The organism is Desulfovibrio sp. 86 (genome assembly GCF_902702915.1).
Taxonomy (GTDB): Bacteria; Desulfobacterota; Desulfovibrionia; order Desulfovibrionales; family Desulfovibrionaceae; genus Desulfovibrio.
This window is the reverse complement of the sequence record NZ_LR738849.1, coordinates 162,385-187,230: the sequence shown is the minus strand read 5'-3', so window position 1 is coordinate 187,230 and position 24,846 is coordinate 162,385. Positions and strand designations below refer to the sequence as shown.

Below are 24,846 nucleotides of genomic sequence, written 5' to 3'. Positions count from 1 at the left end.
CTACAGTGAAAAAAGCAGAATCGTCAGGCGGGGCTGTTTCAGGCAACTCTGTGTCTGGCAAGGAGATGCCAGGTGTGGATGCGGTTGGCAAGGATGTGTCTGGCGTGGATGCAGGTGGGGCAAACGCCGCTGCGGTTGACCGCAGCCCACTTTTTATCCAGGCATTTCTGACCTGGATGGCTGTGCAAAAAGGGGCCTCCGAGGCGACGCAAAAAGCCTACGCGGTTGACCTTGGACAACTGGCGGAGTTTTTGCGCAGCCAGGGGGTGAGCCTCGGGCAGCCACAAACCGTGACGCGCCGCCATATCCAGTCTTTTCTGGCCTGGCTGTTTCGTAAAGGGGACGCCAAAAGTTCCATGGCGCGCAAACTGGCGGCAGCGCGATCTTTCTTTCGGTTTCAGCAACGGGGTGGTAGAGTCACGGAAAACGTGGCCGCCCTGGTGCGTAATCCTCGCCAGGAAAAACGTCACCCACGCACGCTCAATGTGGATGAAACCTTTGCCCTGCTGGACAGCACCAAGGGACCGGCTGGCGGCAGCGGGCCTGTTTCCGGAAGTGCGGAGGAAGAGCGGATTCTTTGCCGCGATCTGGCTCTGGCTGAACTGCTGTACGGCTCAGGGTTGCGCATATCCGAAGCTCTGGGGCTGGATGTGGACGACGTGCAGCTCACTTCGCGCGTGTTGCGTGTTATGGGCAAGGGCTCAAAGGAAAGGCTTTCGCCTCTTTCGGACACGTCACACGAAAGTCTGAAGCGCTGGCTTGAAGAGCGCCCACTGCTGGCGCTGCCCGAAGAACCGGCATTGTTTGTGGGCACACGGGGGGCCCGTCTCAACAGGAGGGAGGCCGCGCGCATTGTGGAACGTCTGTGCCAGCGTGCGGGACTGACGTTTACCGTGTCGCCGCACAGTTTGCGTCACTCCTTTGCCACCCATCTGCTGGAAGCTGGGGCAGACATGCGCAGTGTTCAGGAATTGCTTGGGCATCAGCGCCTTACGACAACGCAGCGTTATACGCAGGTGAGTCTGGAAAGCTTGATGCAGACCTATGACCATGCGCACCCAAGGGCCTTAAAAAAATAAAAAAATCACGAGCATATTTTTTAACTGTAAATTAAGTATATTATAAAAAAGTTTTTGCACCTCATGGCGCGCCGTAGTCAGGAAAATTTCCATGAGGCGCTTGGCATGGGCAGTACTTTGTGCTAAAGAGTACAAATCGGTCAAATTGAACCGCATACCTGAACCATACCGGAAGGAGAGACAGTCATGTCTGCATTAGTTCTTGGTCACATGAATCCTGATACCGATAGCATTGTTTCCGCCATTGTCGCCGCTGACCTGTACAGCAAGCGCGGTATGGACGTCACCCCGGTTGCCCAGGGCGCGCCCACTCCCGAAACCGAATTTGTTCTGAAGAAGTTCGGCATTGCTGCTCCTCAGGTTGTCGCCGACGTGGCTGGCAAGGATGTCTATCTGGTTGACTACTCCGATCTGGCCCAGGCCCCCAAGGGCATGGATTCCGCCACTGTGCTCGGCATAGTCGACCACCACAAGCTTGGTGACGTGACCACTTCTTCGCCGCTGGAAGCCTGGATCTGGCCCGTGGGCTGCACCAACACTGTTCTCAAGAACATGTATGACTTCTACGGCATCGCGATTCCCAAGAACCTTGCTGGCGCGATGCTGTGCGCCATCCTGTCCGACACGGTTATCTTCAAGTCCCCCACCTGTACCCCTGCTGATAAAAAGGCCGTTGAAGAACTGGCCAAGATCGCGGGCGTGAGCGATGTGGTGGCTCTGGGCATGGAAATGTTCAAGGTCAAGAGCGCCGTTGACGGTACCCCCATGAAAGACCTTGTCTTCCGTGACTACAAAGATTTCGACATGAACGGCAACAAGGTTGGCATTGGCCAGCTTGAAGTGGTTGACCTCTCCATCCTCGAGCCTGTGAAGGCTGGTCTGCAGGCCGAAATTGAAAAGGTCAAGGCTGAAGGCCGCCACAGCGTCTTCCTGCTGCTGACCGACATCATGAAAGAAGGCTCGGAAATGCTCATCGTTTCCGATGATCCCTCAGTGGTGGAAAAAGCTTTCGGCGTCAAGGCCGAAGGTTCCACCGTGTGGCTGCCCGGCGTCATGAGCCGCAAAAAGCAGGTTGTGCCCAACTTTGAAAAGGCTTTCAAGTAAGCACTGACTCTCTGTAGCAAATAAAAACCCCGGTGCCCGCGCGCCGGGGTTTTTGCTTTAGGAGTTTTAGGGGGTGGGGGAGGGACCCTTTTGCAAAAGGGTCCCTCCCCCACAAGGCATTTCAAAGTTGCAGTGCGTTAGCTGTCGATCCAGAGAAGCATGGCCAACACGCCCAAGCTGCCCGTAAGAACCGCATAGGCCTGGCGTGTGCGCAGGGAAAGCACCGCTCCCATAAGGGCGGCCACGTAAAGGGCTGACCACGTCACCGCGCGCAGGGCGGGCAGGGCTTGCCTGTTGTGCAGGGTGTCAACGAGACTGAAGATCAGGATGAAGCAGAGGCAGTAAAGGACTATCTGCCACAGGCCCCTGTACAGTGAAGACAGCAGTAGTGCCGTGCCGGGGGCGACCCCCTTGGGCTTGCCCGCGCACCAGGCTTCCACCCTGTCAACCATGGGATTTTGGCTGATGCGTTGGCGATGCTCGCCATAGGCCGCCGCGTAAGCAGCCAGCATGCAAAGAATGAGGGGGATGAGCAGGCGGCCCGGTTCCACAAGGTCAAAGTGCCTGCAGATGGGAAAAAGCAGTAAAAAGCTCAGGCTGCCGTAGGGTGGCACGACACTGCCCAGTTCAAGGGCATCCAGCCACAGAAGTTCAAAAATAATGCCCAGGGGCAGGGCCAGGCTCCAGTCGGAAGTGACGGCTCCGGCTATGAGCGCAAGGCAGATGGGCCGGTCAACAATGCCGATAATGCAGGATGAGCGGGCCGCGCCAGCCAGGGCAAAAAAAAAGCGTAAGGCGCCCCGGTTGCCATCATCTCATATAAGCTGCTCATGGGGACCCCTTACGGTTTCTGTGGGGACGCTGCGAAAATCAAGAAGCACCAGATGCTGCTGGATGGAACGCAGGTCTTCCCTGTCTTCGGCGGATAGCGCCACATGAGGAAGGATTTGCATTTTTTCAGGGCCGTAATGCAGGTTGCCGATATTGAGAGTTTCCATAATGATGCCCGCATTGCTCGCGCGACGCGCGTCCTGGCAATTGCCAAAGAGCACAAAACAGTCTTCGCCACACGCGTCCAGCGTTATGGCCAGGTCGTGTACAGGGATGAAGTGCGTGAGGATGCGCTGTGGCACGGCGAGCTCGATTATCTGCTGACGCAATGAGTCTGCCGCCAGTTCATCATTGGCGACAATCAGATGCTTGGCGCCCGTATAGGGCAACCACGCTTCAATGACTTGGCCATGCACCAGGCGATTATCCACACGAAACCACATATGTTAGCCGTCGTTTTTGGCCCGTGCTTTATTGCGCAGCATATTTCCTGCGACAACGATGCCTTTGGAGCCAGCCTCACCGGCAAGCTGGGCCAGCTCTTCCAGGCTTTTTTCACGCGAGGAAAAAACCTTGAGCAGCATGGGCAGATTTGCGCCCGTCACCACTTCCACCTTGTGGGTGGCCAGCAGCGCGAGGGCGAGGTTTGTGGGCGTGCCGCCAAACATATCGGTAAGAATAATGACCCCCGCGCCCTTGTCCAGCCGTTGCGCGGCATCGGTAAGGCGGCGTACCGTTTCAGAAACTTCATGGGCAACGTCCACACTGATGGAGCTACAGTCGCTTTGCGGGCCAAGGATGAATTCGGCCGTGCGCAGCATGGCCGAACCATAGTCGGCATGCGAGACAATAATAATCCCTACCTGTGTCTTCTTGCTTTCTTCCGTCATGGCATTCCTCTCGGCTCAGAGCCTGCCAGCTTTTCTAGCCAAGTTCAAGATGTCGGTGTTCCAGGGTCGTGGGGTAGTCTGCCTGCTTCAGGGCCTGCGTGATTTCTTCGGCCATGGCCACGGAGCGGTGGCGGCCGCCGGTGCAGCCAACGGCAATGGTGACGCGGTAGCGGCCTTCAGCTTCCATAAGCGGCAGCATGAACAGCAGCAGGTCCATAAGTTTTGCCCGAAATTCGCGTGCATTGGGCTTGTCAAAAACATATTGCGCCACGGCCTTGTCTTTGCCGCTCAGAGGGCGCAGTTCTTCAACAAAGTATGGATTGCTGAGAAAGCGCAGGTCAAACACGAAGTCGGCCTCACGCGGGACGCCATATTTGAAGCCAAAGGAGATGATGTTGACCTTGATGGCCCGCAGCTTGCTTTTGCTGTCGCTCCAGCGCTTTTGAATGGCCCGGCGCAGATCATGAATGGAGAAGCGGGAAGTGTCTACAACAAGGTCAGCCATTTCCCGTAAAGGGCGCAGGCTGTTGCGCTCGGAAAGCAGCGCTGTTTCAAGCCCCATGCCCTCGCGTTCAAGAGGGTGGGGGCGGCGCGTGGTGGCATAGCGCCGCAGCAGTTCCTGCACGTTGCATTCCAGAAACAGGAGCATGGGGCGAATGTTCTGGGCGGTGAGATCTGACAGCGCTTCATTGATCTCATCCAGAAAGTTGCTCTGGCGCAGGTCCATGCCAAGGGCTATTCCCTTGAAATGGCTCATGGAAGGGCGAGACATCATGCTTACCATTTCGGGGGCCAGGCTTGCCGGCAACCCGTCCACCACAAAGTGCCCCATATCCTCAAATACTTTCAGGGCCGTACTTTTGCCCGCGCCGGAAAGGCCGGTGACAATGCACACGGCCACCGGCAGTTCGGCTGCGGGGTGCGCAGCCGGTGTTTTTTGTGGCTGCTTTGTGGTGGCAGTCATGATTCCCCCTGCTATATTTCCGGCCGCCTGATAGCAGACGGCCGGAAACAGGCGTAATTATAAGACGGGGTCAATCAGCGCGTAGCTGCTCGTGCGGGTGCGGTACACCACGTTGATGCGGCCGTTTTCGGCGTTGAAAAACACCAGAAACTCACTGCCAATGGAGTCAAGCTGCATAAGCGCCTCGTCAAGGTGCAGCGGCTTGGTGGCGAGGCGGTCAGTGCCTTCAACCGGTTGCGCCACTTCAGCGTCTGCGTCGAGGTTATAGGTAAAGACGTCAACATCGTCGGAGCGTGCCTTGCGGCGCTGCGTCTTGACCCGTGAAACCTGGCGCTTGATCTGCGCCTCGACCTTGTCTGTCACAAGGTCGATGGCGGCGTACATATCTGAAGTCTGTTCCGTTGCGTTTATATGCAATCCTTCGCCGACAACTGTCACTTCGCAGCGGTGGCGAAATTTGTCAACGGTAAGCACAACGCTTACCTCAAGACCGGAAGACTTGCCAAAAAAACGCCCCAGCTTTTCCATGCGGCGTCGGGCATACTTTTTAAGATGGTCGGAGGCTTCAAAGTTTTTGAAGGCAAAAGAGATGTTCATATAATCCTCCTTATGATGTCAGTTCCCGGCATGGAGAACTGTGGAACCCGCCTTTTGAGCGACGGTGGAAATTTGATGAACCATCTTTTTTATATGTATCGCCTCACGCGAAGCGCAGCGTCTGCCGCGCCGGGGGCAGGATTAGAAATGTTCCTTGCGTCTTGAAGATGACGGAATATCAAGAGCGGTGCGGTATTTGGCCACAGTGCGCCGTGCAATGTTGACCTTGAGGTGCTCTTTCAGCATCTCGCCGATGCGCTCATCGCTCAGGGGAGACCTGGCATCTTCGTCAGAAATGAATTTCTTGATGAGAGCCTTGACGCTCTCGGAGCCGACCTGGCTGCCGTCATCAAGCTCCAGGCCGCTGTTGAAGAAAAATTTCAGTTCAAAAATTCCGTGCGGCGTCGCCACATACTTGTTTGTCGTGATGCGGCTTACCGTGGATTCATGCATACTGATGTCGTCAGCAATGTCCTTGAGAATAAGCGGAGCCAGGCGCGTCACGCCATCCTCGAAAAAAGGCTGCTGGTGACGAACAATGCTCTCCATCACCTTGTACAGGGTGCGCTGGCGCTGATAGAGGCTCTTGATGAGCCAGCTGGCCGAACGCATTTTTTCTGTACAGTATTCCTTTTCCTTATCCGAGGATCCCTTCAAGTCCATCTGGCTCATGTTGGAAAGCTGCAACTGCGGCAAGCCGTCCTCATTGAGCAGAATGACGAACTCATCACCCATTTTGTACACAAAAACATCAGGGCTCACATAGGTCGGCTCGCCACCGCCAAAACTGGCCCCAGGCAGGGGATCAAGGCTCTGGATGATGTCCAGATATTCTTTCAGTTCCTCCATATCCAGCTTGAATTTGCGCAGCAGGGGCTTGTAGCGCTTGGCCTCAAGGTCCTCCAGGTGCGAGCGCACCAGTTCAAGCAATATGGGGTCGCGGTCATACTTCAGGCTTTTTATCTGTACGATCAGGCATTCACGGGCATCGCGGGCGGCTACGCCAACGGGATCAAACAGTTGTATCTTTTCAAGCACTGTCTGAACGTCTGCCGGTTCCGATTCCGTCATCTGCGCGATTTCTTCCAGGCTGGCATGCAGATAGCCCGCTGAAGAAAGGTTGCCGATGATGACTTCGCCTATGTCTTTTTGCGCTTCGGTGAGTGAGGAAAGACGCAATTGCCACATCAGGTGCCCTTCAAGGGTGGGCTTGGCCGAATAGCGCGCTTCGAGGGGAGAAATATCTTCGGCAACCTCGTACTCACGTGGCTGTACAAGGCGGGGAGTGCTGGCGAACTCTCCCAGATAATCCTCCCAGTCGGCATCCTTGGCCAGGTCTTGGTCGTACACCTCTTCGGCGGCTTTTTCCCGCCTGTCTTCCCCAGGATCTGTCGAAATGTCATCGCCCTGGGATTCTTCAAGAAAAGGATTGTCCAGCATTTCCTGCTGCACAGTCTCAAGAAGCTCCATGCGTGAGAGCTGGAGCAGCTTGATGGCCTGCTGCAATTGCGGGGTCATCACGAGCTGCTGAGTCAGTTTTAGTTGCTGTCGAAGTTCCAGTGCCATGAGCCTGTTCCGTCTTGAAAGGTCAGCAGAAAATATCTTATTTACAAGTAGTGTGCCATAGTGGCAAAAATTATGCAATAGCCAGAGGTTGCGCGACCAAAAACAACGGGACCCGTGTACTGACGCGAGCTTTGCACCATTATTTTCAAGGTGTTGGCTTCAGGAACGGCTTCTGGCCCTGAAACGGAAGAAGGGAGGTCGCCCTCCCTTCTTCCTGTCATCAAAAGATGATGTGATCGTGCAAGCCTTACACCTTGGCGTGCTTTTTGGCTGCCGTGATAAATTCACGGAAAAGCGGATGCGCGTCCATGGGCCTGGATTTGAATTCGGGGTGGAACTGGCAGCCCAAAAACCAGGGGTGGTCGGGCAGTTCCACGATCTCCACAAGGTTTCCGTCAGGCGAGGTGCCGCTGAAAACCATGCCCTTTTCCGCCAGAGCTTCCTTGAATTCATTATTGAATTCATAGCGGTGGCGGTGGCGTTCTTCAACCAGTTCTTTCTTGTACGCCTCAAACGCGCGGGAGTTGGGCAGAACCTTGCACGGGTATGCTCCAAGGCGCATGGTGCCGCCCTTGTCGCTGCCCGCATCGCGTTTTTCAACATTCTTGGTACGGAAGTCGTACCATTCGGTCATGAGGTAGATGACCTTGTGCTTGGAGCGGTGATCGAATTCTTCGGAGTTTGCGTCAGCCATTTCCGCCACATGGCGGGCAAATTCGATGACGGCGCACTGCATGCCAAGGCAGATGCCAAAGAAGGGCACCTTTTTTTCACGTGCGTACCGGATGGCCACAATCTTGCCTTCGACGCCACGGTAGCCAAAACCGCCGGGAACCAGAATGCCGTTGCAGCCTTTCAGATGTTCCGCCACATTGCTGGCGTCGATGTTTTCGGAATTCACGTAGCGCAGGTTCACCTGAACACGGTTGGCCACGCCGCCGTGGATCAGGGCTTCATGCAGGCTTTTGTACGCTTCTTTCAGGTCCACGTACTTGCCCACAATGGCGATGGTAACCGTGCCCTTGGGGTCGGCGCAGTCGCTGACGAGCTTTTTCCAGGCTTCAAGATGGGCGTTGCGCGCTGGTAGGCGCAGCATGATTGCCACTTTCTGGTCAAAGCCTTCCTCATAAAACTTCAGGGGCACTTCGTAAATATTGTTCACATCCACCGAGGAGAACACGGCGTCCTGATCGACGTTACAGAAGAGGGCGATCTTGCGGCGCAGTTCTTCGGAGATGCTCTGCTCACAGCGGCAAAGGATGATATCGGGTTGAATGCCGATAGAAAGAAGCTCTTTTACGCTGTGTTGGGTAGGCTTGGTCTTGTGCTCGCCAGCGGAGCGCAGATAGGGCACAAGGGTAAGATGGATGTTGAGGCAGTTGTCACGGCCAAGATCGGAACGCAGCTGACGTATGGCCTCAAGGAAGGGCAGTCCTTCAATGTCGCCGACGGTGCCGCCGATTTCAATGATGGCCACATCCGGGGCATCCTCCCCTTCAGCCAGGGACAGAACCACGTTTTTGATCTCGTCGGTAATGTGGGGAATAACCTGTACCGTGGCGCCCAGATAGTCGCCGCGACGTTCCTTGGCGATGACCTGATTGTAGATGGCCCCTGAGGTGGTATTGTTTTTCCGCGACATGGGCACGTTGAGGTAGCGTTCGTAATGCCCCAGATCCAGGTCGGTTTCAGCGCCGTCGTCAGTGACGAAAACCTCGCCGTGCTGGAAGGGGTTCATGGTGCCGGGGTCAACGTTAATATAGGGATCAAGCTTCTGTATGGTTACCGTAAGGCCACGGGTTTTCAGCAGCGCGCCCAGTGAGGAGGCCGCAAGCCCCTTGCCCAGAGATGACAGAACTCCGCCCGTCACAAAGATAAATTTCGTTTTCATGCCTTCCACCTTGATATCGTGATCGCTTTTCCGCACAACCCTGTATCCTTAGCCTAAAATGAATTTTTTGGCTAGCATTGACTATCGAAAACAAGGTACGTAGTGTGTTATTCCCTCTTCAGCCCGCATCGGTAAGCCTGGCTTTGCCTGCGGCTCGTGGAGTGCGGGCTGTTTTCGGCCCACAGGCCGCGCATTATGCGTCTGGTCAGCACAGGCGCTGCGCATGAAGATCTGCTAGCAAGCCAAGGAGGCTTTACCCGCATGGGCATGGTCAATACACTGGTCATCACCGGCTACGGAACAAATTCTCATCTTGAAACGGCCCATGCAGCCCGCCTGGCCGGTGCAGACAGAGCCGATGTGGTTCACTTTTCAGACATTGTGGCAGCCAAGGTTCGTCTGGCTGATTATCACTTGCTGGTTTTTCCCGGTGGATTCCTCGATGGCGATGACCTGGGCGCAGCCCAGGCCGCTGTAATGCGCTGGCGTTACCTCAAGGACGCGCAAGGCGTTCCACTGCTGCAAAGCTTGCGCGACTTTCTGGAGCAGGGCAAGCTCATTTTGGGCATTTGCAATGGTTTTCAGTTGCTGGTCAAGCTTGGCGTTCTGCCGGCCCTTGGGGGCATGCGCTTTGAACGCCAGGTTTCGCTTGGGCACAATGATTCGGCCCGCTATGAAGACCGCTGGGTACATTTGTTGCCCAATGCGAAAAGCCCCTGTGTCTTCACCAAGGATATGCCCATGCTGTGCATGCCTGTGCGCCACGGCGAAGGCAAACTTGTGCCGCGCGATGCGGAGTGCCTGCGCCGCCTTGAATCGGAAAATCTTATTGCGCTGCAGTATGCCGATCCCGAAACAAAGCAGCCAACGCAGGAATATCCTCTCAATCCCAACGGCGCGGCCCTGGCCATCGCCGGGCTTACCGACCCCACTGGCAGGGTGCTCGGGCTTATGCCGCACCCCGAAGCCTTCCATCACGTGACCAATCATCCCGCCTGGACGCGCGGCGAGCTGGACCCTCCGGGAACGCTGCTCTTCGTCAATGCCGTGCGCTATCTGCGCGGCCAATAAATTTCGACAACTGAAAATTTCGGCAACCGAAGATTTCGGCAACTGAAATTGCAGCAATGGATAACAAAAAAGCCGGGCATGTGCCCGGCTTTTTTCGTATCACGCGTCCATGGCAAATCAGTTTTTGCCGTTGAACATATTTTGTACGCTCTTGCTCAATGAGGCCATGGCATCATCGAATTCGTGCTGTAGGCTGTCCATAAGTTCCCGGACAGAGATAATCTTGTTTACCCGCGACACGTTGGCGCCGCAGAAGGCGAAACCGCGTTCAAGATTGCCCTTCATGGCGTTGATGAGCGCCTGGGCGATGCAATACGGCGTCTTTTCCTGTTCACACGTGTGCACACAGTGGAAGACGCATTTGAAAGGCTTTTTGTTGCCTTCGCGCGAGGCCCGGATGAAGCTGTTGATCAGGGCGCGCCCGGGCATGCCCACGGGGCTTTTGATAATGGTGACGTCTTCATCCGTGGCGGCAAGGTACGACAGCTTGAAGCGCTCATCGGCGTCGCACTCGTGGGTGGCCACAAAACGGGTGCCCATCTGCACGCCGGAAGCGCCAAGATCGAGGAATTTTTTGATGTCTTCGCCGGAGTATACGCCACCGGCGGCAATGATGGGTACAGCCTTGCCGTACTTGTCTTCCAGGGGCTTCACGGTTTCAACAACCTGAGGCACAAGCACTTCCAGCGCGTGCGCGGGATCCTGCAGTTCTTCGGGCTTGAAGCCGAGGTGGCCGCCAGCCTTGGGGCCTTCGACCACAAAGGCGTCAGGCACGTAGTTGAAGCGGGAAATCCATTTTTTGGCAATGACGGAAGCCGCGCGCGCCGAGGAGACGATGGGCACCAGCTTGGTTTTGAATTCTTCTTTTTTTTCTTCGCACGCCTGGAGGAGATGCTTGGGCATGTCCAGCGGCAGGCCCGCGCCGGAAAAGATGATATCGGCCTTGCTTTCTATGGTGGTGCGCACCATCTGACTGAACGTGGTCAGCGCAACCATGAGGTTGACGCCCACAATGCCGTTGGTCATCTGGCGGGCTTTTTCAATTTCAGTGCGTAGGGCGCGCAGGTTGGCAGTAAGAGGGTCCTTGGCTACGTCAGGCTCCTTCATGCCGATCATGGCTCCGGCGATAACGCCGATGCCGCCCTGATTGGCCACAGCAGAAGCCAAACCGGAAAGCGATATGCCAACACCCATGCCGCCCTGTACCACAGGAATTTTGGCGGTGAGATGTCCTATTTTCAATGCTGGAAAAGACATTGCAAGACCTCCGTCCTGACTTGTATGGAACTTGTCCAACACCATTTCGGGCGCTAGTCAAGATATCCCCCATATATAAATTAGGGCGACAATAGCTGCAATTTTCACAAGATGCAATAACCCTGTGAACACTTTTATACGCAGCGCCAACAGCCCGGTATCTATATGGAACAAAGGCCAGAATACGGGCACCACTGGCAATGCTTGTCAGGTCGGGCCGAAAAACTGGAGGCGTGTTCCATATGCATCAGGGTCAGGGTCAGGGCGGAACGGCAGAATCCCAGGGCCGCGTTCAGGTCATCGTCCACAAGACCGCCGAACAGGGGGTGCTCCTTGCCCGAGTCACGCAGTTCAACCAGGGCAGCGTCGCCCAATTGGGCCATGCCGCAGGCTCCCGCCATGGACAGATAGCACGGTAGCTGCAGGCTGGGCAGACGGGTGCGCAGTTCGTCAAAAAGCTCTTCAAGCTGTTCCAGCCGGGCGGGATCTACTGTGGCGTCCGCTATCAGCGAATCGCAAAGGCTTTCGGCACGGGCAAAGTAGGAAAGGTCAGTCCACAGGCTGCCGTCATGCTTTTTGATGGCGCCGGTTTTATAATCAAGGATGTACAGCAGGCCGTCCCGGCGATCGACGCGGTCCACGGTGCCGACAAAGTCGTAGTCGCGCCCGGCAAGGTGCAGACTTGCTTTAAGTTCCTTTTCCAGAGCCATGATAAGCACGTTGTCCGGCTGGCCTGCCAGAAAACGCATGAGCCGCATGGGGGCCGCTTCTTCAAGCATCAGGCAACTGTCGGCTGGCAGCAGACGGCGCAGATCCGCGGCTTCCAGCTGCTCGAAAAAACGGGCGCGCACTGTTTGCGCAGAGATGTCGCCAGAGCGGACAAGCCTGTGAAGATAGGGTTCGTAAAGGGCCTTGAGCGTATTGTGAATGCAGGTGCCCACTGCAGCCGGGTCATCACCTTCATTAATTTCCTGCGGCGGGTGCAGTCCGCACAGATACTGCCAGGCAAAGCGCAGGGGGCACTGAAGGTAGACGTCCAGCCGGGTGGCGGAGAGCGGTTTGCGGAGCAGACGCTCCAGGGCGGCGTTGAGTTCAGCCCCGCGCGTGAGAATTTTTGTTTCAGTGGCGGCGGCCTGTACCGCGCAGCTTGCGGTTTCAAGAGGCGCTTCGCCGGGGGCGAGCAATGCGCCGCGCCTTTGTTCTTCCTGCCAGAGCAGTTGCTCCACAAAACGGCTGCGGTTTTTTTTGCCGTCAAAAAGCGCCGAACGGCTGATGCCCTCCTGCCAGAAAAAGGCCACCTCATGTGCTCCGGCGCAAAGCCGGTACAAGGTGTGCGCAGCGGCTCGTTCACGACGACGTGAGTCCGGCAGCCCGAGGGTTTGCCGCAAAGAGTCGGGCAGGAGCGGGTCCTGGGCGGGATTGCCGGGCAGTTTGTCGTCGGTGGCGTCCATAATGAACACCCGGTCGAAATGCAGCAGGCGTGTTTCAAGCATGCCAAGCACCTGCAAGCCCGTGAGGGGCTCTGCCTCAAAGGGAATACGCTCCTGCCCGAGGGCTTCCCGCACCATGCCCTGAAGCGTGATGAGCGGAAAGTCTGTTTGCGACAGAAGGTTTTCACGCAGAACGGGCACGGCCTGCCGCGTAAGGCGGTACATGGCTTCCGCGTCCAGGGGAAAGTGCTTCCACATCTCGCCGCCGCGACTGCGTAAAAAGGCGCACAGGTTCTGAAGAACGTCGGCCATGTGCTTTGTGGTGCTGGCTGCGGATGGCGCATGCAGCAGAACGTCCAGCGCTTCCTCCAGCAGCAGGGCCAGAGCTTCCGGAAGCTGTGACCGGCAGGAACGCATGGCCTCGTCCATATCCACGAACCGCGCACCCTCGCGAATGTGCGTTTCAAGCAAGCGCAGCGCGTCGCGCAGGAGCAGGGGATTGCCGTCCTTATCCTGGGTGCGCAGCATGTTCACATAGGGATGTCGCAGGCATTGCAGCACCTGCCGCCAATAATAGCGCCCGTCGTCGCTTCTGGTCGCCTGAAGCCGCAACATGCCGTCCAGCAGGCGGTTCAACGGTGAACGATCCAGGGGATAGCCCATGGAAATGTTGACGTCCTTGTCCGGCAAATGGTGCAGCACCGGCATGAGCAGCGAACTGTCCGTGAGCACCACGGCGGTGGAGGCGGCCTCTGCGGGGTCAACGCCGGGCTGGCGGGTGTCGGCTGCAGGCCCCAGGTCGCGGCGCAAGGCGGCAAGCTGGGAATGGCAGTCATAGCCGGCAAAAAAACGGTAGCGAGGCTGGTGGGTTTTTTCCTGCTCGGTAAGGGCCATGGCCGCCATTGCCCGCGCGTTCCAGCGGCGCAGCCATGCCGCCTGCTCCTCGCAGGCCCAATGGACGTTCCCCGTGTTTGCAGCAAGGGCCGGATCGCCGTGCAGGCAGATTTCGGCTCCATCCTGCCAAAGCCGCTTCAAAAGTTGGTCTTCTCCGCCTGTGAGCAGCGAAAAACCCGCTATGAGCACGGGACGATCCGGGCGAGGAGCAAACAGGGGCGGAACTGGCGGGTTGCTGCGGGCCAGAGTGAAGATGTCCAGCCCCGGCGTTGTCCAGCTGTTGCTCAGCAGGGCAGCCTCATAGGCCTTGCTGATACGGCCCAGCGCGCCCAGCAGGGCCGCCGCCGGAGCGGCCACTTCATTTTCCAGATGACTGATGTCCGTTATTTCCACCAGTTGCCCGTACATTTCCTCCAGCAAGGCCGCCAGGCGCAGCCCCCAGGGCAGAAAGAGCGCCATGTCCATACGGGCAAAGCGGGCCGCCAGGCTGCTGTCTTCACGGGCGAGGGCGTTGATGCATTGGTGCAGCAATGCCACACGATCCAGCGTGTTGGCCGTATGCAGCGGTGCGGAACTGTCAAAGGCGCGCCATGAGGCCACGGCATCGGACAGGGTCATGACCTTGGGCAAAAGCCCGGAGTACCCGTCGGCCGCGTAGAGCTGCACAAGATAGCGCCAGGGGCGGTTGTGCGGAACCAGCAGCAGGGCCGATCCGGGGCGGCCATGGGTGATCTCGTTCAAGTGATCCTTGAGGGCAGGCAAAAAGGGCCGCTGCCAGGGAAAAATCAAAAAAGGAGAGGCGCTCATGGCTGACCTTCTTGCGTGGGCAATACTTCCTGGCAGTCTGAAACCAGTTCCGAAGCGGTGTCCAGCGTCACAAGGCGAAAACGCTGCTGATCAAGGTACACCAGAAGCCCCCTGGCAGACGTTTGTTCCTTTTCAGCATCCCGGTTCAGGCTGGCGAGATATTTGCGCACCTGCTCCACATGCTCGGCGTCGGGCTGCCCGCTTTTGTAGTCTAGAACGAGTGTTCCCCAGTGTTCGCGCACCAGCAGATCCACGCGCAAAAGGCGCCCGTCGTCGGTCATGATGGAGTGTTCCGGCCAGCCGTTTGCCAGCCAGCGGGCGGACTGCGGCTGACTGGCAAACCAGCGCAACGCTTCGGTCACGCCCTGATGGATGTCCGCCTCATCCGGCACGGTCAGGGGATAGTGGCGCAGGCCGAAGTGCAGGGCGGCCTGCGCGTCCTTTTGTGGATTGTCGGTGATGCGCAGGTGTTCCAGACAAAAATGCAGCAAGTTGCCCCTGTCCTTGGGCCTGAAGGTAAAGGCCTCCAGCGGATTGCGGAAAATTTTCAGACGCGGCAGCCATTGCATGGGCCGCCAGTCTTCAGGAACGGACGGAGCCGGAGCAGGGGCAAGCGCAGCAATGGCCTGTTCATTCGACGCTGCCTGCACGGCATATGCGTTCTCATTGGCGTGCGCGCAAAGGGAGTCTTCAATTATGGGAGCGCCGGACGGCTGTTCCGCGCTGCTGACAGCGCCAGCTTCCGGGGCAGGGGGCAGGCTGCCCAGCGTATAGGGTGGCTGCCAGCCCGCGCGATCCCACAGAATGTCCAGCCCCGCCAGAACAGGCGATTGCTGTTTTGCCGCTGTGCGAAAGACATACAGGGCGTCTCTGGCCCGGGTAAAGGCCACGTAGAGCAGATTGAGACTTTCCCGCGCCTGGCGGGCCAGTTCTTCGTAATACGGGCGGCCAAGGGCTTTCTGGTTACGCACCATCATGCTCAGGCCCTGGCGCTCTTCGCGCATGGGCTTGTCGGAAACAGAGATGTTCAGGCCGGTAAAGGGAACGAAAACCACGGGAGCTTCCAGCCCCTTGGATTTATGCACCGTCATGATGCGCACGGCGTTCATATTTTCCGGCATGGGAACTTTTTCTTCGTGATTTTTGGCGTTCCAGTGTTCAAGAAAGGTGGACAATGTGGCAAGCCCTTTTTCTTCGGCGCTGTGCAATACTTCCATAAAGCGGCGCAAAAAGGTGGCTGATTCGGGAAAGCGCTGCTCCACCTGAAGCCGCGCATACCATTCAAGCACCGTGTCATAGGGCGTCATCAGGCCGGACTGGCTGAAGAACGGAGCCAGCAGGGCCTGCCAGATGCGGGGCCAGCGCTGACGAAAGTTCTGGTACAGAAGGCCTTTTTTCTGTTGGGCGCACCAGCCGTCCAGATTGGCGTTGGCAAGCTCGGCGGCCTCCGCATGGTCATGGAACATATTGCCCGTTACCAGCGTCAAAAACGCGATATTGTCGTCAGGGCTGTCAAGAAAGGCAAGCAGGGCCACAGTCTGTATGATCAGGGGATGGGCGGCAAGGAGGAGGCTGTTTTCAGTAATGACGGGAATGCCCTGACGCACCAGATGGTCGGCCAGGCGCGCGGCCCCATCGTTGCTGCGCACCAGAACCAGCACGTCAGACCAGGGGCGCTGCGGGGCTATGTCTTCGTGCAGTATCGTGCTCAGCCGTGCGAAGACCGCGCCGCGCAGAAGATCGGCGGAGTCGGCCGCCACATCCTCCACCTGCACAAGGCCGCCTTGAGGCGCATGTTCCGGGCACTGCTGGGTGGTGCCCTCAAAGGCGCTGACCAGCGCCGCCACAGAAGAATTCATGATTTCTTCGCGCAGGTCTGGCGGCATATCGCCCGGCAAAAGAGCGCTCATGACCGCCCGTGCCGTCTCCGGCTGTTCCAGCGGAGAGAAGAGGGCGTTGTTGTGTTCCACCACCTGTCGGCTGCTGCGCCAGTTGAAAGGCAGACTGTCGCGGCAGGTAGTCGCGGCAATGGCGGTGAGGCCCCTGTCGGCAAGGATTCCGTCAAAAAGTTCCGGGTCGCCGTCACGCCAGCCGTAGATGGACTGCTTCACATCTCCCACCCAGGTCAGTGAGCCGCCGTGTGCAAGGGCTTCTTCCACCAAAGGGCGAAGAGCGCGCCATTGCTCCTGACTGGTGTCCTGAAATTCGTCCACAAGAAAATGACTGAGGCGGGTGCCCAGGCGGCAGAGCGTGTCCGGCACGCCGTAATCGCTTTCAAGCACCTGCCGCGCCAGATGGGGAATAAGCAGGCCGGGAAGCGCGCCTTCCTGCTCCTGATTGTGCGCAAAGGCCGATGTCAGGATGCGGGCCATGCGGATGGAAGGCTCAAGGCGCAGGGCCTGACGCAGGATCTGCCCGTCCGCGAGGCATGCCCCGGCTGCCCGGGAAAAGACCACATAGGCCCGCTCCACCTCGGCATCGATGTTCGCGCCCTTTTTAAAAACCTGGGCAGCTTCGTCCTTGGTCAGATAGGCGGAGGGCTTATAATCGCCATTGGCCCATGCTTGAATGGCCTTCAGCGCGTTTGCCAGCCAGGGCAGGTTCTGCCGTTGGGCCTCTTCCAGCAAACGTGCGGCGGCCATTTTTGCGGTTTCGTTGAGAAAGGCAAGCCGCGCATCAAGCTCGTCATACGATGAAAGTTCGCCAAAATCGCCCAAAAGGGCGCTGTCCAGCAGGGGGCGCAACTGGTGCAGCAGCTTTTCGCCAGCTAGAAAGCCCTTGCTCTGCCCGTGCCAGACCATGGCCCGGCAGACTTGGCGCAAGAGCTCGCGCATGCCTTCGTCACCCTGCCAGGCTTTTTCCAGCAAAAGGTCGAGGTAGGGCGTCAGCGCCTCTTCAGTGGCAAAAACAGGCTGAAAGTCCGGGTGCAGCTTGAGTTCCAGGGAGGCGGCGCGCACGATGAGGTGCAGCAGACTGTCAATGGTGCGGATGTTCAGCGCGCTCATGTCGCGCATAATGGCGTCAACCCAGCGTCTGGCCGTGGCCGGGTCAAGGTCGAGCCCCTGCATGGGGTAGCCCAGCGCCGCGCTTTTCAACTGTCTGATCACGCGCTCGCGCATCTCGGTGGCAGCGGCATTGGTAAAGGTGACAGCCAGAATGTCGCCCCAGCCGCAGGGGCCGCCATACACAAGGGCGCAGGCAGGAGAGGCCGCTCTGCCCGGAGCGCCGCTGCTGATGAGGCGTTGCAGAAAGCAGCGCGTCAGTTCATAGGTTTTTCCCGATCCGGCGGATGCTTTGACTTGTCGTAAATGCTGCATGGAAGCTATATGGGCGGCAGCATGCCCTTGAGCATGCCCTGACCCGTTGATTCAAGCACAGCCCGCCACAGATCAGAATAGATGTTCAGCTTGCGCCGTTTGCGCGTGACCAGTTCCAGGGGAAGATGCACGTAGCGGTCCTGAATCTTTCCCACCACCATATCCGTACGGCCAGCCATGGCCGCGTGTACGGCGTATTGGCCCAAAAAGCCGCAATACACCTTGTCATTGGCGTTGGCAGGGATGGAGCGAATGATATAGCTTGGGTCAATGTATTTAATGGAATGGGCCATGTTGCGGGCGTCAAGGTAGGTATTGATGGACATGCGCAGCAATTCGGAAATGTCGCCAAGCACGGGGTTGCCCGAAGCGTCCGTGCCGCTCTGTTCTGCCAGCAGGTGCTGGCCCGCGCCCTCGGCAGCGACAATGACGGCATGGCCGCGCGATTTCAGGCGTTCTTCAAGTGCGGGCAGCAGGCCGCCCTCACCCTCAAGGGAGAACGGCGCTTCAGGGATGAGCACAAAGTTCACTTCCTTCAGGGCCAGCGCGGCCCTGGCGGCGATGAATCCCGATTCCCGGCCCATAAGCTTTACAAGGCCAATGCCGTTGGGCACGCCACAGGCTTCCGTATGAGCGCACTCGATGGCTTCTGTGGCCTTGAAGACAGCCGTTTCAAACCCGAAGGACTGCGGAATGAAATTGATGTCATTATCAATGGTTTTGGGGATGCCAATGACGGAAATCTTCAGGCTGCGGGCATGCACCTCATTGCTGATGGCCCGCGCGGCCTTCATCGTGCCGTCGCCGCCGATGACAAAGAGGGCATTGACGTTGCTGCGTTCCAGCGTATCCACAATCTCCTCGGCGGACTGCGGCCCGCGCGAAGAGCCGAGCATGGTGCCGCCGAAGCGGTGAATGTCCGCCACGCTCTTGGGAGTCAGTTCCTGGAGGGTATGCCCGTATTTGGGGATAAAGCCCTCCAGGCCGTAGGGAATGCCCAGAATTGAAGGCACGTTGTACGCATGAAATGCCTCCATAACAATGGCGCGTATGACGTCATTGATACCTGGGCACAGCCCGCCGCAGGTGACTATGGCGCACTTGGCCCGCGTGGTGTCAAAATAGAGCTTGCGGCGCGGCCCGGCGGCCTCGAGGCAAACACTGAAAGGCTCGCCCGCATCTTCGGTCAGTTCTTCATCCACGAATATCTGTATGGATTTGTCATCGGCCCAGGTGCGGTAGGGCAGGTGAGAATCCAGCTTGCAGGGGCCGAGGGTGTGGATGCCTGTATGCAGGGTGCATTCTTTGTTCATGTGGGCCTCGCGGTAAGTTATTTGCTCAGTCCAAGCTCATCGGCGTGGGCGCGCATGGCTTCAATGGCCAAAGCCAGAAAGGCGTCCAGTTCAAGCCCGGCTTCGGCACACTGGCGTATATTCTCGCGGCTGACGCTGGCAGCAAAGGCCTTGTCTTTCATCTTTTTTTTGACGCTTTTTACTTCCATGCCTTCAATGCCCGTGGGGCGCATGAGGGCTGCGGCACTGATAAGGCCGGTAACGCTTTCGCCGCAGCGCAGCGCATAGTCGAAACGGCTCTCGGCTCTGCCCCCGTTCATCTCGGCAGCGTGGGCGCGTATGGCGGCAAGGGCTGGTTCGGGCAACTTGTCTGCCAGCAGGTCGGCGCTGTCCAGACCGTGACGCTGCGGGTTCTCCGCCGTGGTCGGGTAGTCCAGATCGTGCAGCAGGCCAGTAATGGCCCAGACATCTTCATCTTCGTTCAGATGGCGCGCCAGTGCCCGCATGATGGCCTCCGTGGCCAGGGCATGCTGCATGAGGGACGGAGGTGTGGCATGGGCAGCGAGAAGCTGCAAAGCTTCATTTCTTTGTATCATCATGATAGCTCCTGTATTCTCCGTAATGTAAAGCAGGGCAGGGGTGAAGGCAAGTCGGGCCAGCGTGTTGCCCCCTTTCGTCGTGCAATGGTAACATATCCGCGACCATTCCCCATAAGTGCGTCCGCTTTGCCGATGCGCTTGCACAAGTAGGCATTGCAGGGCTAAACTCCGCCAAGCCCTGTTTGGCGATCCGCCGCCAGCCTGTCTCCGAAGCGCGGTAGTTCTGCCCGTAATGGCTTGTCATATGCCCTGTTCGGGGGGGGGTACGGTTGACAGCGGGCTTTTTATGACCGAAAAGAATTTTTTTGGAAATCGTTTCACAAGGTTTTGCACCGTGACCTCAATGCCCATATATGGCCTGCGTTTTCGAGCGCTTGGCCAGACAAGCTATTACAGTGGTCCTGCCGGTCTCAATCCGGGGGAACATGTGCTTATTGAAGCCGAACAGGGGCATGCGCTGGCTGTCATTGTCTCTGGCCCGGCTCATCCGCTGTCCAATCAGGAAGAACCGCTGCCGCAGATTTTACGGCTGGCCAGTCCCGAAGACGTGCGGCGCGGTGAGGCCAACGAGCAATTGAGCAGGGAGGCGCAAGCCTTTTGCCGTCAGTGCATCCGCCAGCGCGATCTGGATATGAAGCTTGTGGATGTGGAAGTTTTTTTTGACCGCAGCAAACTCATTTTTTACTTCACAGCGCCTTCGCGCATTGATTTTCGCGACCTTGTGAAGGACCTTGTGCGCGAGTACCGCGCCCGCATTGAGCTGCGGCAGATCGGCGTTCGCCACGAAACCCAGATGGTCGGCGCTGTGGGCAACTGCGGAATGGTCTGCTGCTGCCGCCGTTACCTGCGAAAATTTGCGCCCGTGACCATCCGCATGGCCAAGGAGCAAAACCTTTTTCTCAATCCAGCCAAGATATCCGGTATTTGCGGCCGTTTGCTCTGCTGTCTTTCGTATGAGCAGGAAAATTACGATCACTTCCACAAGAACTGCCCCCGGCTCGGCAAGAAATACCAGACAGACAAAGGCGCCATGAAGGTGCTGCGGGCCAATATGTTCCGCAACTCGCTGGCCGTGCTTACCGAGGCCAATGAAGAGCTTGAGCTCACGCTTGAGGAGTGGCAGGCCCTTTCGCCGCACAGGCCCGAATCCGTGCAAAATCCGCAAAATCAGCCACGTCAGACCCCCAAGCCTCAGGTTGGTGACGGCCTGCTGGTAGTTTCCGCCGCGCCGGACAATCTTGATCAGCTTGATATGATGGATGAGCTTTTCCCGCATGAAGAGCCTGATTCGCCGCGCGGTCAGGAAAATGGCAATCCTGATGATGCGGGACTCGCCCACAGCCATGACGCTGCCAATGGTGATGCTGGCGGCGGGCAGGGTGACCCTGGCAAGCCGCGCCGCAAGCGGCGTCGCAAGCCGCACAGCAGGGCAGAGTAATTCAGGGCAGAGTAATTTTAGAGCGCGTTCATAAGGTCTGCGATCTCGCTCGTTGCGGCGCCTGACCACGCCATTGACGTGGCCACGCGGTTGCATTGAGTTCGCGCCTTCACGCCAGCGCCAGCCATGCGGTCGCCCGAACGGTTCAGCGAGAATGCTCTGATATAGAGAACAAAATAGCCAAGCAAGCCTACGGAGCCTTGAGTGAACACCTTTTTTATCACGACGCCCATTTACTATGTCAATGCCAAGCCCCACCTGGGACATGCCTATACCACTGTCGTAGCTGATGCCATGGCCCGGTTTCACAGGCTGCTTGGGCAGGACACGCTCTTTCTTACGGGCACGGACGAACACGGCGACAAGATCGTGCAGGCTGCTGAAAAAGTAGGTAAATCGCCCAAGGAATTTGTGGACGGCATCAGCGCCCTTTTTCAGTCTCTCTGGCCCAAGCTGGATGTTGCCAATGACCGTTTTGTGCGCACCACCGATGAGGCGCACAAGGCCTCGGTGCAGGCGTTTATGCAGAAAGTTTACGATGCAGGGGACATTTATTTCGGCGAGTTCGGCGGCTACTATTGCTATGGCTGTGAACGCTTCTATACCGAAAAGGAACTGGAAAACGGCCTTTGCCCGCAGCACCTGGTCAAGCCGGAATTCATCAGCGAAAAGAACTATTTTTTCCGCATGTCCAAATATTTGCCCTGGCTCAAGGAGCACATTGAACAGAATCCGTCCTTTATCCGGCCTGAGCGCTACCGCTCGGAAGTTCTGGCCATGCTGGAATCCGGCGCTTTGGAAGACCTGTGCATATCCCGGCCCAAATCGCGGCTGACCTGGGGTATAGAGCTGCCCTTTGACAAGGATTATGTGTGCTATGTCTGGTTTGACGCCCTTATCAACTATATAAGCGCGCTGAACTGGCCTGACGGTAAGGACTTTGAGCGTTTCTGGCCGGGCGAGCACCTTGTTGCCAAGGATATCCTCAAACCCCATGCCGTGTTCTGGCCCACCATGCTCAAGGCGGCTGGTCTGCCCCAGTACAAGCATCTTGATGTGCATGGCTACTGGCTTGTGCGTGACACCAAGATGTCAAAATCACTTGGCAATGTGGTTGAGCCCGAAGCCATGAGCCAGCGCTTTGGCGCGGACGCCTTCCGCTATTTTCTGCTGCGTGAAATGCACTTCGGGTCGGACGCCAGCTTCAGCGATGAGGCCCTGACCAGCCGCATCAACGCTGACCTTGCCAATGATTTGGGCAATCTTTTCAGCCGGGTGCTCTCAATGACCGCCAAGTATTTCGGCAGCCGGGTTCCCGCCCCCAAGGGTTTTGACGAGTCGGACGAAGCCATTATTGAACTGACCGCCACGGCCATGCGCAACTTCAGTCAGCTTTTCGACAACGTGCAGTTTTCCCAAGGGCTTGAGTCTTTGTGGGAACTGGTGCGCGCCCTGAACAAGTATGTGGACAGTCAGGCGCCCTGGGCCTTGCACAAGCAGGGCAATATGGAGCGCCTCGCCACTGTCATGTATGTGCTTTTGGCGGCCATGCGCAAAACGGCAGTGTGTCTGTGGCCCGTTATGCCGGTGGCTTGTGGAAAGATGCTGGAACAGCTCGGCCAGCCTGTGGAGCCCGGTATGCCTCCCGTGCATGCTCTGGAAGCCGAGATGGACAATTTTGACGGGCTGGCGCCAGGCACTGTGGTGGCCGAGACCTCAAATCTTTTCCCGCGCATCGAGGTGAAAAAGGACTCCGGCGAGGCCGAAAAAGCCAAGGCCGCCAAGGCGGAAAAGAAAGCCGCCAAGCAGCTGAACGCGGCCAACAGCCAGCCGCAGGCCGTGAACATCGGCGCGGATCAGGCTGTGGCGGATCAGGCTGGCGCGGCAGCCGGCAAGCCGAACATAGATTTTGACCATTTCAAGGCTTTGGACATGCGTATAGGAACGGTGCTGGTAGCTGAAAAGCATCCCAATGCCGACCGCATCCTCCGTCTTGAAATTGACTTTGGTGAAGGGCAGCCCCGCCAGATCCTGTCCGGCCTGGCCGAGCACTATTCACCTGAGGCAATGGTGGGAAAACGTGTTTGCGCCGTGCTTAACCTTGAGCCGCGCAAGATTCGCGGTCTCATGTCGCATGGCATGGTGCTTACGGCTGGCAATGATTCGGCCCTGACCCTGCTGGGGCTGGATTCCGACGTTCCCAACGGCAGTGAAATAGCGTAGTGCCCGGCTTGGAGCATGTTACCTTTGAAAAGGGCATGCTCTGACGCTGCGCGAGGGTGCTGCGCGCACAACGTGGAGTGGATTCTGCCGAAAAACGTATTTTGAGGCAGAATGACCAATTGAAATGCGGAACATTTCAAAGTAGCTCTGATCGCGTGGTTGACGCGGTTCCCGGTAGGCCGGGCGGATCAGTCCGCCTTGCTGCAGGGCTTTTGTTGAAACAGACGCTCCAGGGCCATGGCATCCAGCGGCGTAAGGTTGAAGCGCATGCCTGTTTCATCCAGCAGTGTGGTCAGGCTTTTATGAGGATGGCGCGCGCGTTCTTCCGACAGGTAAGCGGCGGCTTTACGTACCAGCTCGCCCTGCGGCATAATGGTATTCATGGCATACGTCCTTTTTTTCACCAATAACCGTTTGACCGTTTTTTGGCAATAACGGAACATCAATACGCGAGTATGCGGTGCCCGCCACGCGCCTACACGCCCAAGCCAGCGATTCGCCGCACGGCGCGCAATACAGAGGCCAGCTATGGACAACTTGCTCACTGCCTTTATTCTGAGCATTGTTGAGGGACTGACAGAATTTTTGCCGGTATCTTCCTCCGGCCATCTCATTCTTGTTGGCGATTTGCTCGGTTTTGCCGGTGAAAAGGCGGCCACCTTTGACGTTGTTATTCAGCTAGGGGCCATTCTTGCGGTTGTGGTGCTTTACTGGAAGCGGTTTTGGGGCCTGGTTCGCCCTCAGCCCTATGTCCGCTTTGCGGGCATGCGCGGCATTACGCTGCTTATTATTACATCGTTGCCTGCCTGCGTTCTTGGCCTTCTGCTGCATTCCTACATCAAGGAATACCTGTTCCGTCCGGCCACCGTGCTTTTTGCTCTGGTTGTGGGCGCTCTGTGCATGATTTTTGTTGAAAAGCGCAAGTTCAAGACAACCTGCATCACCCTTGACGATATGACGCCAAAATTGGCTCTGGGCATAGGCTGCTTTCAGTGCCTTGCCCTCTGGCCCGGTTTTTCGCGCTCAGCGGCAACCATAATGGGCGGCATGCTTTTGGGGGCCAAAAGGCCTTTGGCGGCGGAGTATTCCTTTATTGCCGCTGTGCCCATTATGGTGGCGGCCACTGGCTACGATTTGTTGAAAAACCTGAGCATGTTCACTTCTGCCGACATCCCCTTCTTTCTTGTGGGAATGATCGGATCCTTTGTGTCGGCCTTAATGGCGGTGAAGGTTTTTGTTGCTCTGGTGGGGCGCATGACCCTGGTGCCCTTTGCCGTTTACCGGCTGCTCATCGCGCCTTTTGTGTATTATTTTATGGTGAACTGAGCCACACGTCACCTCATCTGCCCAATGCCTCAGGATGAAAATTGATAGGGGGCAGGGTGTTGGAAAAATTTTGCTTGCCAAGGCAGGGCAAATCTTATATTTAAATCGTCGCGCTGCCTGAGGGCGGCACACGGCAAGGTAGCTCAGTTGGTTAGAGCATGCGGTTCATACCCGCAGTGTCGGGGGTTCAAATCCCTCCCTTGCTACCAGGATAGTATGGGCGCTTCAAACTAAGTGCCAAAAATAAAAGGCGCTTATGCTTCGATGGGT

The 24,846-nt window shown here is 57.3% G+C and carries 19 protein-coding genes and 1 tRNA gene; 7 read left to right on the top strand and 13 right to left on the bottom strand.

Annotation, left to right across the window (positions count from 1 at the left end; genetic code table 11):
- Nucleotides 1-65 precede the first annotated feature (65 nt).
- Together DESU86_RS00745 and DESU86_RS00740 are read left to right on the top strand one after the other, a co-directional pair.
- Nucleotides 66-1,079 (top strand): tyrosine recombinase XerC, encoded by a 1,014-nt coding sequence (locus DESU86_RS00745; protein ID WP_179981659.1) that lies wholly within the window; start codon nucleotides 66-68, stop codon nucleotides 1,077-1,079.
- 186 nt (nucleotides 1,080-1,265) lie between these two features.
- A complete protein-coding gene (locus DESU86_RS00740) occupies nucleotides 1,266-2,183 on the top strand; it encodes a manganese-dependent inorganic pyrophosphatase (RefSeq protein WP_179979297.1) in 918 nt (305 codons plus the stop codon).
- A 137-nt stretch (nucleotides 2,184-2,320) separates the two neighbouring features.
- Here DESU86_RS00740 and DESU86_RS00735 read toward each other — a convergent pair whose 3' ends face one another.
- The 7 genes from DESU86_RS00735 to DESU86_RS00705 form a co-directional block, all read right to left on the bottom strand.
- Complete coding sequence (locus tag DESU86_RS00735) at nucleotides 2,321-2,797, bottom strand: hypothetical protein (protein ID WP_232088208.1); 477 nt, start codon at nucleotides 2,795-2,797, stop codon at nucleotides 2,321-2,323.
- A gap of 201 nt (nucleotides 2,798-2,998) precedes the next feature.
- Nucleotides 2,999-3,457 (bottom strand): PTS sugar transporter subunit IIB, encoded by a 459-nt coding sequence (locus DESU86_RS00730; protein WP_179979296.1) that lies wholly within the window; start codon nucleotides 3,455-3,457, stop codon nucleotides 2,999-3,001.
- Between the two features lie 3 nt (nucleotides 3,458-3,460).
- Nucleotides 3,461-3,904 carry a PTS sugar transporter subunit IIA gene (locus DESU86_RS00725; RefSeq protein ID WP_179979295.1) on the bottom strand — a complete coding sequence of 148 codons (444 nt, stop codon included), beginning with the start codon at nucleotides 3,902-3,904 and terminating at the stop codon, nucleotides 3,461-3,463.
- 34 nt (nucleotides 3,905-3,938) lie between these two features.
- Nucleotides 3,939-4,868, bottom strand: coding sequence for an RNase adapter RapZ (gene rapZ / locus DESU86_RS00720; protein ID WP_179979294.1), 930 nt, complete (start codon nucleotides 4,866-4,868; stop codon nucleotides 3,939-3,941).
- A 57-nt stretch (nucleotides 4,869-4,925) separates the two neighbouring features.
- Nucleotides 4,926-5,465, bottom strand: coding sequence for a ribosome hibernation-promoting factor, HPF/YfiA family (hpf, locus tag DESU86_RS00715; RefSeq protein WP_179979293.1), 540 nt, complete (start codon nucleotides 5,463-5,465; stop codon nucleotides 4,926-4,928).
- A 141-nt stretch (nucleotides 5,466-5,606) separates the two neighbouring features.
- The gene (gene rpoN / locus DESU86_RS00710; RefSeq protein WP_179979292.1) at nucleotides 5,607-7,031 is read right to left on the bottom strand and encodes an RNA polymerase factor sigma-54; all 1,425 of its coding nucleotides are present in this window, start codon (nucleotides 7,029-7,031) and stop codon (nucleotides 5,607-5,609) included.
- A 247-nt stretch (nucleotides 7,032-7,278) separates the two neighbouring features.
- Entirely contained in the window at nucleotides 7,279-8,922 is a 1,644-nt protein-coding gene (locus tag DESU86_RS00705) for a CTP synthase (protein WP_179979291.1), read from the bottom strand.
- Between the two features lie 261 nt (nucleotides 8,923-9,183).
- Here DESU86_RS00705 and DESU86_RS00700 point away from each other — a divergent pair, with 261 nt between their 5' ends.
- Nucleotides 9,184-9,993 carry a phosphoribosylformylglycinamidine synthase subunit PurQ gene (locus DESU86_RS00700; protein WP_179979290.1) on the top strand — a complete coding sequence of 270 codons (810 nt, stop codon included), beginning with the start codon at nucleotides 9,184-9,186 and terminating at the stop codon, nucleotides 9,991-9,993.
- Nucleotides 9,994-10,110: 117 nt separating this feature from the next.
- Here the strand turns inward: DESU86_RS00700 and DESU86_RS00695 are convergent, their stop codons facing one another.
- The 5 genes from DESU86_RS00695 to DESU86_RS00675 form a co-directional block, all read right to left on the bottom strand.
- The gene (locus tag DESU86_RS00695) at nucleotides 10,111-11,250 is read right to left on the bottom strand and encodes an NAD(P)H-dependent flavin oxidoreductase (RefSeq protein WP_179979289.1); all 1,140 of its coding nucleotides are present in this window, start codon (nucleotides 11,248-11,250) and stop codon (nucleotides 10,111-10,113) included.
- A gap of 161 nt (nucleotides 11,251-11,411) precedes the next feature.
- Nucleotides 11,412-14,381, bottom strand: a complete 2,970-nt coding sequence (locus DESU86_RS00690) for a PD-(D/E)XK nuclease family protein (protein WP_179979288.1) — start codon at nucleotides 14,379-14,381, stop codon at nucleotides 11,412-11,414.
- A complete protein-coding gene (locus DESU86_RS00685) occupies nucleotides 14,378-17,698 on the bottom strand; it encodes a UvrD-helicase domain-containing protein (RefSeq protein ID WP_179979287.1) in 3,321 nt (1,106 codons plus the stop codon). The genes DESU86_RS00690 and DESU86_RS00685 overlap by 4 nt, the downstream gene beginning before the upstream one ends.
- Before the next feature lie 5 nt (nucleotides 17,699-17,703).
- Nucleotides 17,704-19,011: an ATP-dependent 6-phosphofructokinase gene (locus tag DESU86_RS00680; protein ID WP_179979286.1), complete on the bottom strand. Its 1,308-nt coding sequence runs from the start codon at nucleotides 19,009-19,011 to the stop codon at nucleotides 17,704-17,706.
- A gap of 17 nt (nucleotides 19,012-19,028) precedes the next feature.
- Nucleotides 19,029-19,586, bottom strand: a complete 558-nt coding sequence (locus tag DESU86_RS00675) for an HD domain-containing protein (RefSeq protein ID WP_179981657.1) — start codon at nucleotides 19,584-19,586, stop codon at nucleotides 19,029-19,031.
- A gap of 346 nt (nucleotides 19,587-19,932) precedes the next feature.
- Here DESU86_RS00675 and DESU86_RS00670 point away from each other — a divergent pair, with 346 nt between their 5' ends.
- Nucleotides 19,933-21,027 (top strand): PSP1 domain-containing protein, encoded by a 1,095-nt coding sequence (locus DESU86_RS00670; protein WP_179981656.1) that lies wholly within the window; start codon nucleotides 19,933-19,935, stop codon nucleotides 21,025-21,027.
- 204 nt (nucleotides 21,028-21,231) lie between these two features.
- Nucleotides 21,232-23,250, top strand: coding sequence for a methionine--tRNA ligase (gene metG / locus DESU86_RS00665; protein WP_179979285.1), 2,019 nt, complete (start codon nucleotides 21,232-21,234; stop codon nucleotides 23,248-23,250).
- 188 nt (nucleotides 23,251-23,438) lie between these two features.
- On the opposite strand, the gene DESU86_RS00660 is transcribed toward metG, so the two are convergent.
- Complete coding sequence (locus DESU86_RS00660; RefSeq protein ID WP_179979284.1) at nucleotides 23,439-23,633, bottom strand: hypothetical protein; 195 nt, start codon at nucleotides 23,631-23,633, stop codon at nucleotides 23,439-23,441.
- A 145-nt stretch (nucleotides 23,634-23,778) separates the two neighbouring features.
- On the opposite strand from DESU86_RS00660, the gene DESU86_RS00655 reads away from it, so the two are divergent.
- Complete coding sequence (locus DESU86_RS00655; protein ID WP_179979283.1) at nucleotides 23,779-24,576, top strand: undecaprenyl-diphosphate phosphatase; 798 nt, start codon at nucleotides 23,779-23,781, stop codon at nucleotides 24,574-24,576.
- A 132-nt stretch (nucleotides 24,577-24,708) separates the two neighbouring features.
- Nucleotides 24,709-24,785, top strand: a tRNA-Met gene (locus DESU86_RS00650).
- Nucleotides 24,786-24,846: the final 61 nt, after the last annotated feature.

What these genes read in the sequence shown, in the direction of transcription:
- DESU86_RS00675 (WP_179981657.1), bottom strand. Translation starts at nt 19,586, where the DNA reads ATGATACAAAGAAATGAAGCTTTGCAGCTTCTCGCTGCCCATGCCACA.
- DESU86_RS00655 (WP_179979283.1), top strand. Translation starts at nt 23,779, where the DNA reads ATGGACAACTTGCTCACTGCCTTTATTCTGAGCATTGTTGAGGGACTG.
- rpoN (WP_179979292.1), bottom strand. Translation starts at nt 7,031, where the DNA reads ATGGCACTGGAACTTCGACAGCAACTAAAACTGACTCAGCAGCTCGTG.
- DESU86_RS00740 (WP_179979297.1), top strand. Translation starts at nt 1,266, where the DNA reads ATGTCTGCATTAGTTCTTGGTCACATGAATCCTGATACCGATAGCATT.
- DESU86_RS00670 (WP_179981656.1), top strand. Translation starts at nt 19,933, where the DNA reads ATGCCCATATATGGCCTGCGTTTTCGAGCGCTTGGCCAGACAAGCTAT.
- DESU86_RS00745 (WP_179981659.1), top strand. Translation starts at nt 66, where the DNA reads ATGCCAGGTGTGGATGCGGTTGGCAAGGATGTGTCTGGCGTGGATGCA.
- DESU86_RS00725 (WP_179979295.1), bottom strand. Translation starts at nt 3,904, where the DNA reads ATGACGGAAGAAAGCAAGAAGACACAGGTAGGGATTATTATTGTCTCG.
- DESU86_RS00695 (WP_179979289.1), bottom strand. Translation starts at nt 11,250, where the DNA reads ATGTCTTTTCCAGCATTGAAAATAGGACATCTCACCGCCAAAATTCCT.
- DESU86_RS00660 (WP_179979284.1), bottom strand. Translation starts at nt 23,633, where the DNA reads ATGAATACCATTATGCCGCAGGGCGAGCTGGTACGTAAAGCCGCCGCT.
- DESU86_RS00705 (WP_179979291.1), bottom strand. Translation starts at nt 8,922, where the DNA reads ATGAAAACGAAATTTATCTTTGTGACGGGCGGAGTTCTGTCATCTCTG.
- DESU86_RS00685 (WP_179979287.1), bottom strand. Translation starts at nt 17,698, where the DNA reads ATGCAGCATTTACGACAAGTCAAAGCATCCGCCGGATCGGGAAAAACC.
- rapZ (WP_179979294.1), bottom strand. Translation starts at nt 4,868, where the DNA reads ATGACTGCCACCACAAAGCAGCCACAAAAAACACCGGCTGCGCACCCC.
- hpf (WP_179979293.1), bottom strand. Translation starts at nt 5,465, where the DNA reads ATGAACATCTCTTTTGCCTTCAAAAACTTTGAAGCCTCCGACCATCTT.
- DESU86_RS00680 (WP_179979286.1), bottom strand. Translation starts at nt 19,011, where the DNA reads ATGAACAAAGAATGCACCCTGCATACAGGCATCCACACCCTCGGCCCC.
- DESU86_RS00730 (WP_179979296.1), bottom strand. Translation starts at nt 3,457, where the DNA reads ATGTGGTTTCGTGTGGATAATCGCCTGGTGCATGGCCAAGTCATTGAA.
- DESU86_RS00690 (WP_179979288.1), bottom strand. Translation starts at nt 14,381, where the DNA reads ATGAGCGCCTCTCCTTTTTTGATTTTTCCCTGGCAGCGGCCCTTTTTG.
- DESU86_RS00700 (WP_179979290.1), top strand. Translation starts at nt 9,184, where the DNA reads ATGGGCATGGTCAATACACTGGTCATCACCGGCTACGGAACAAATTCT.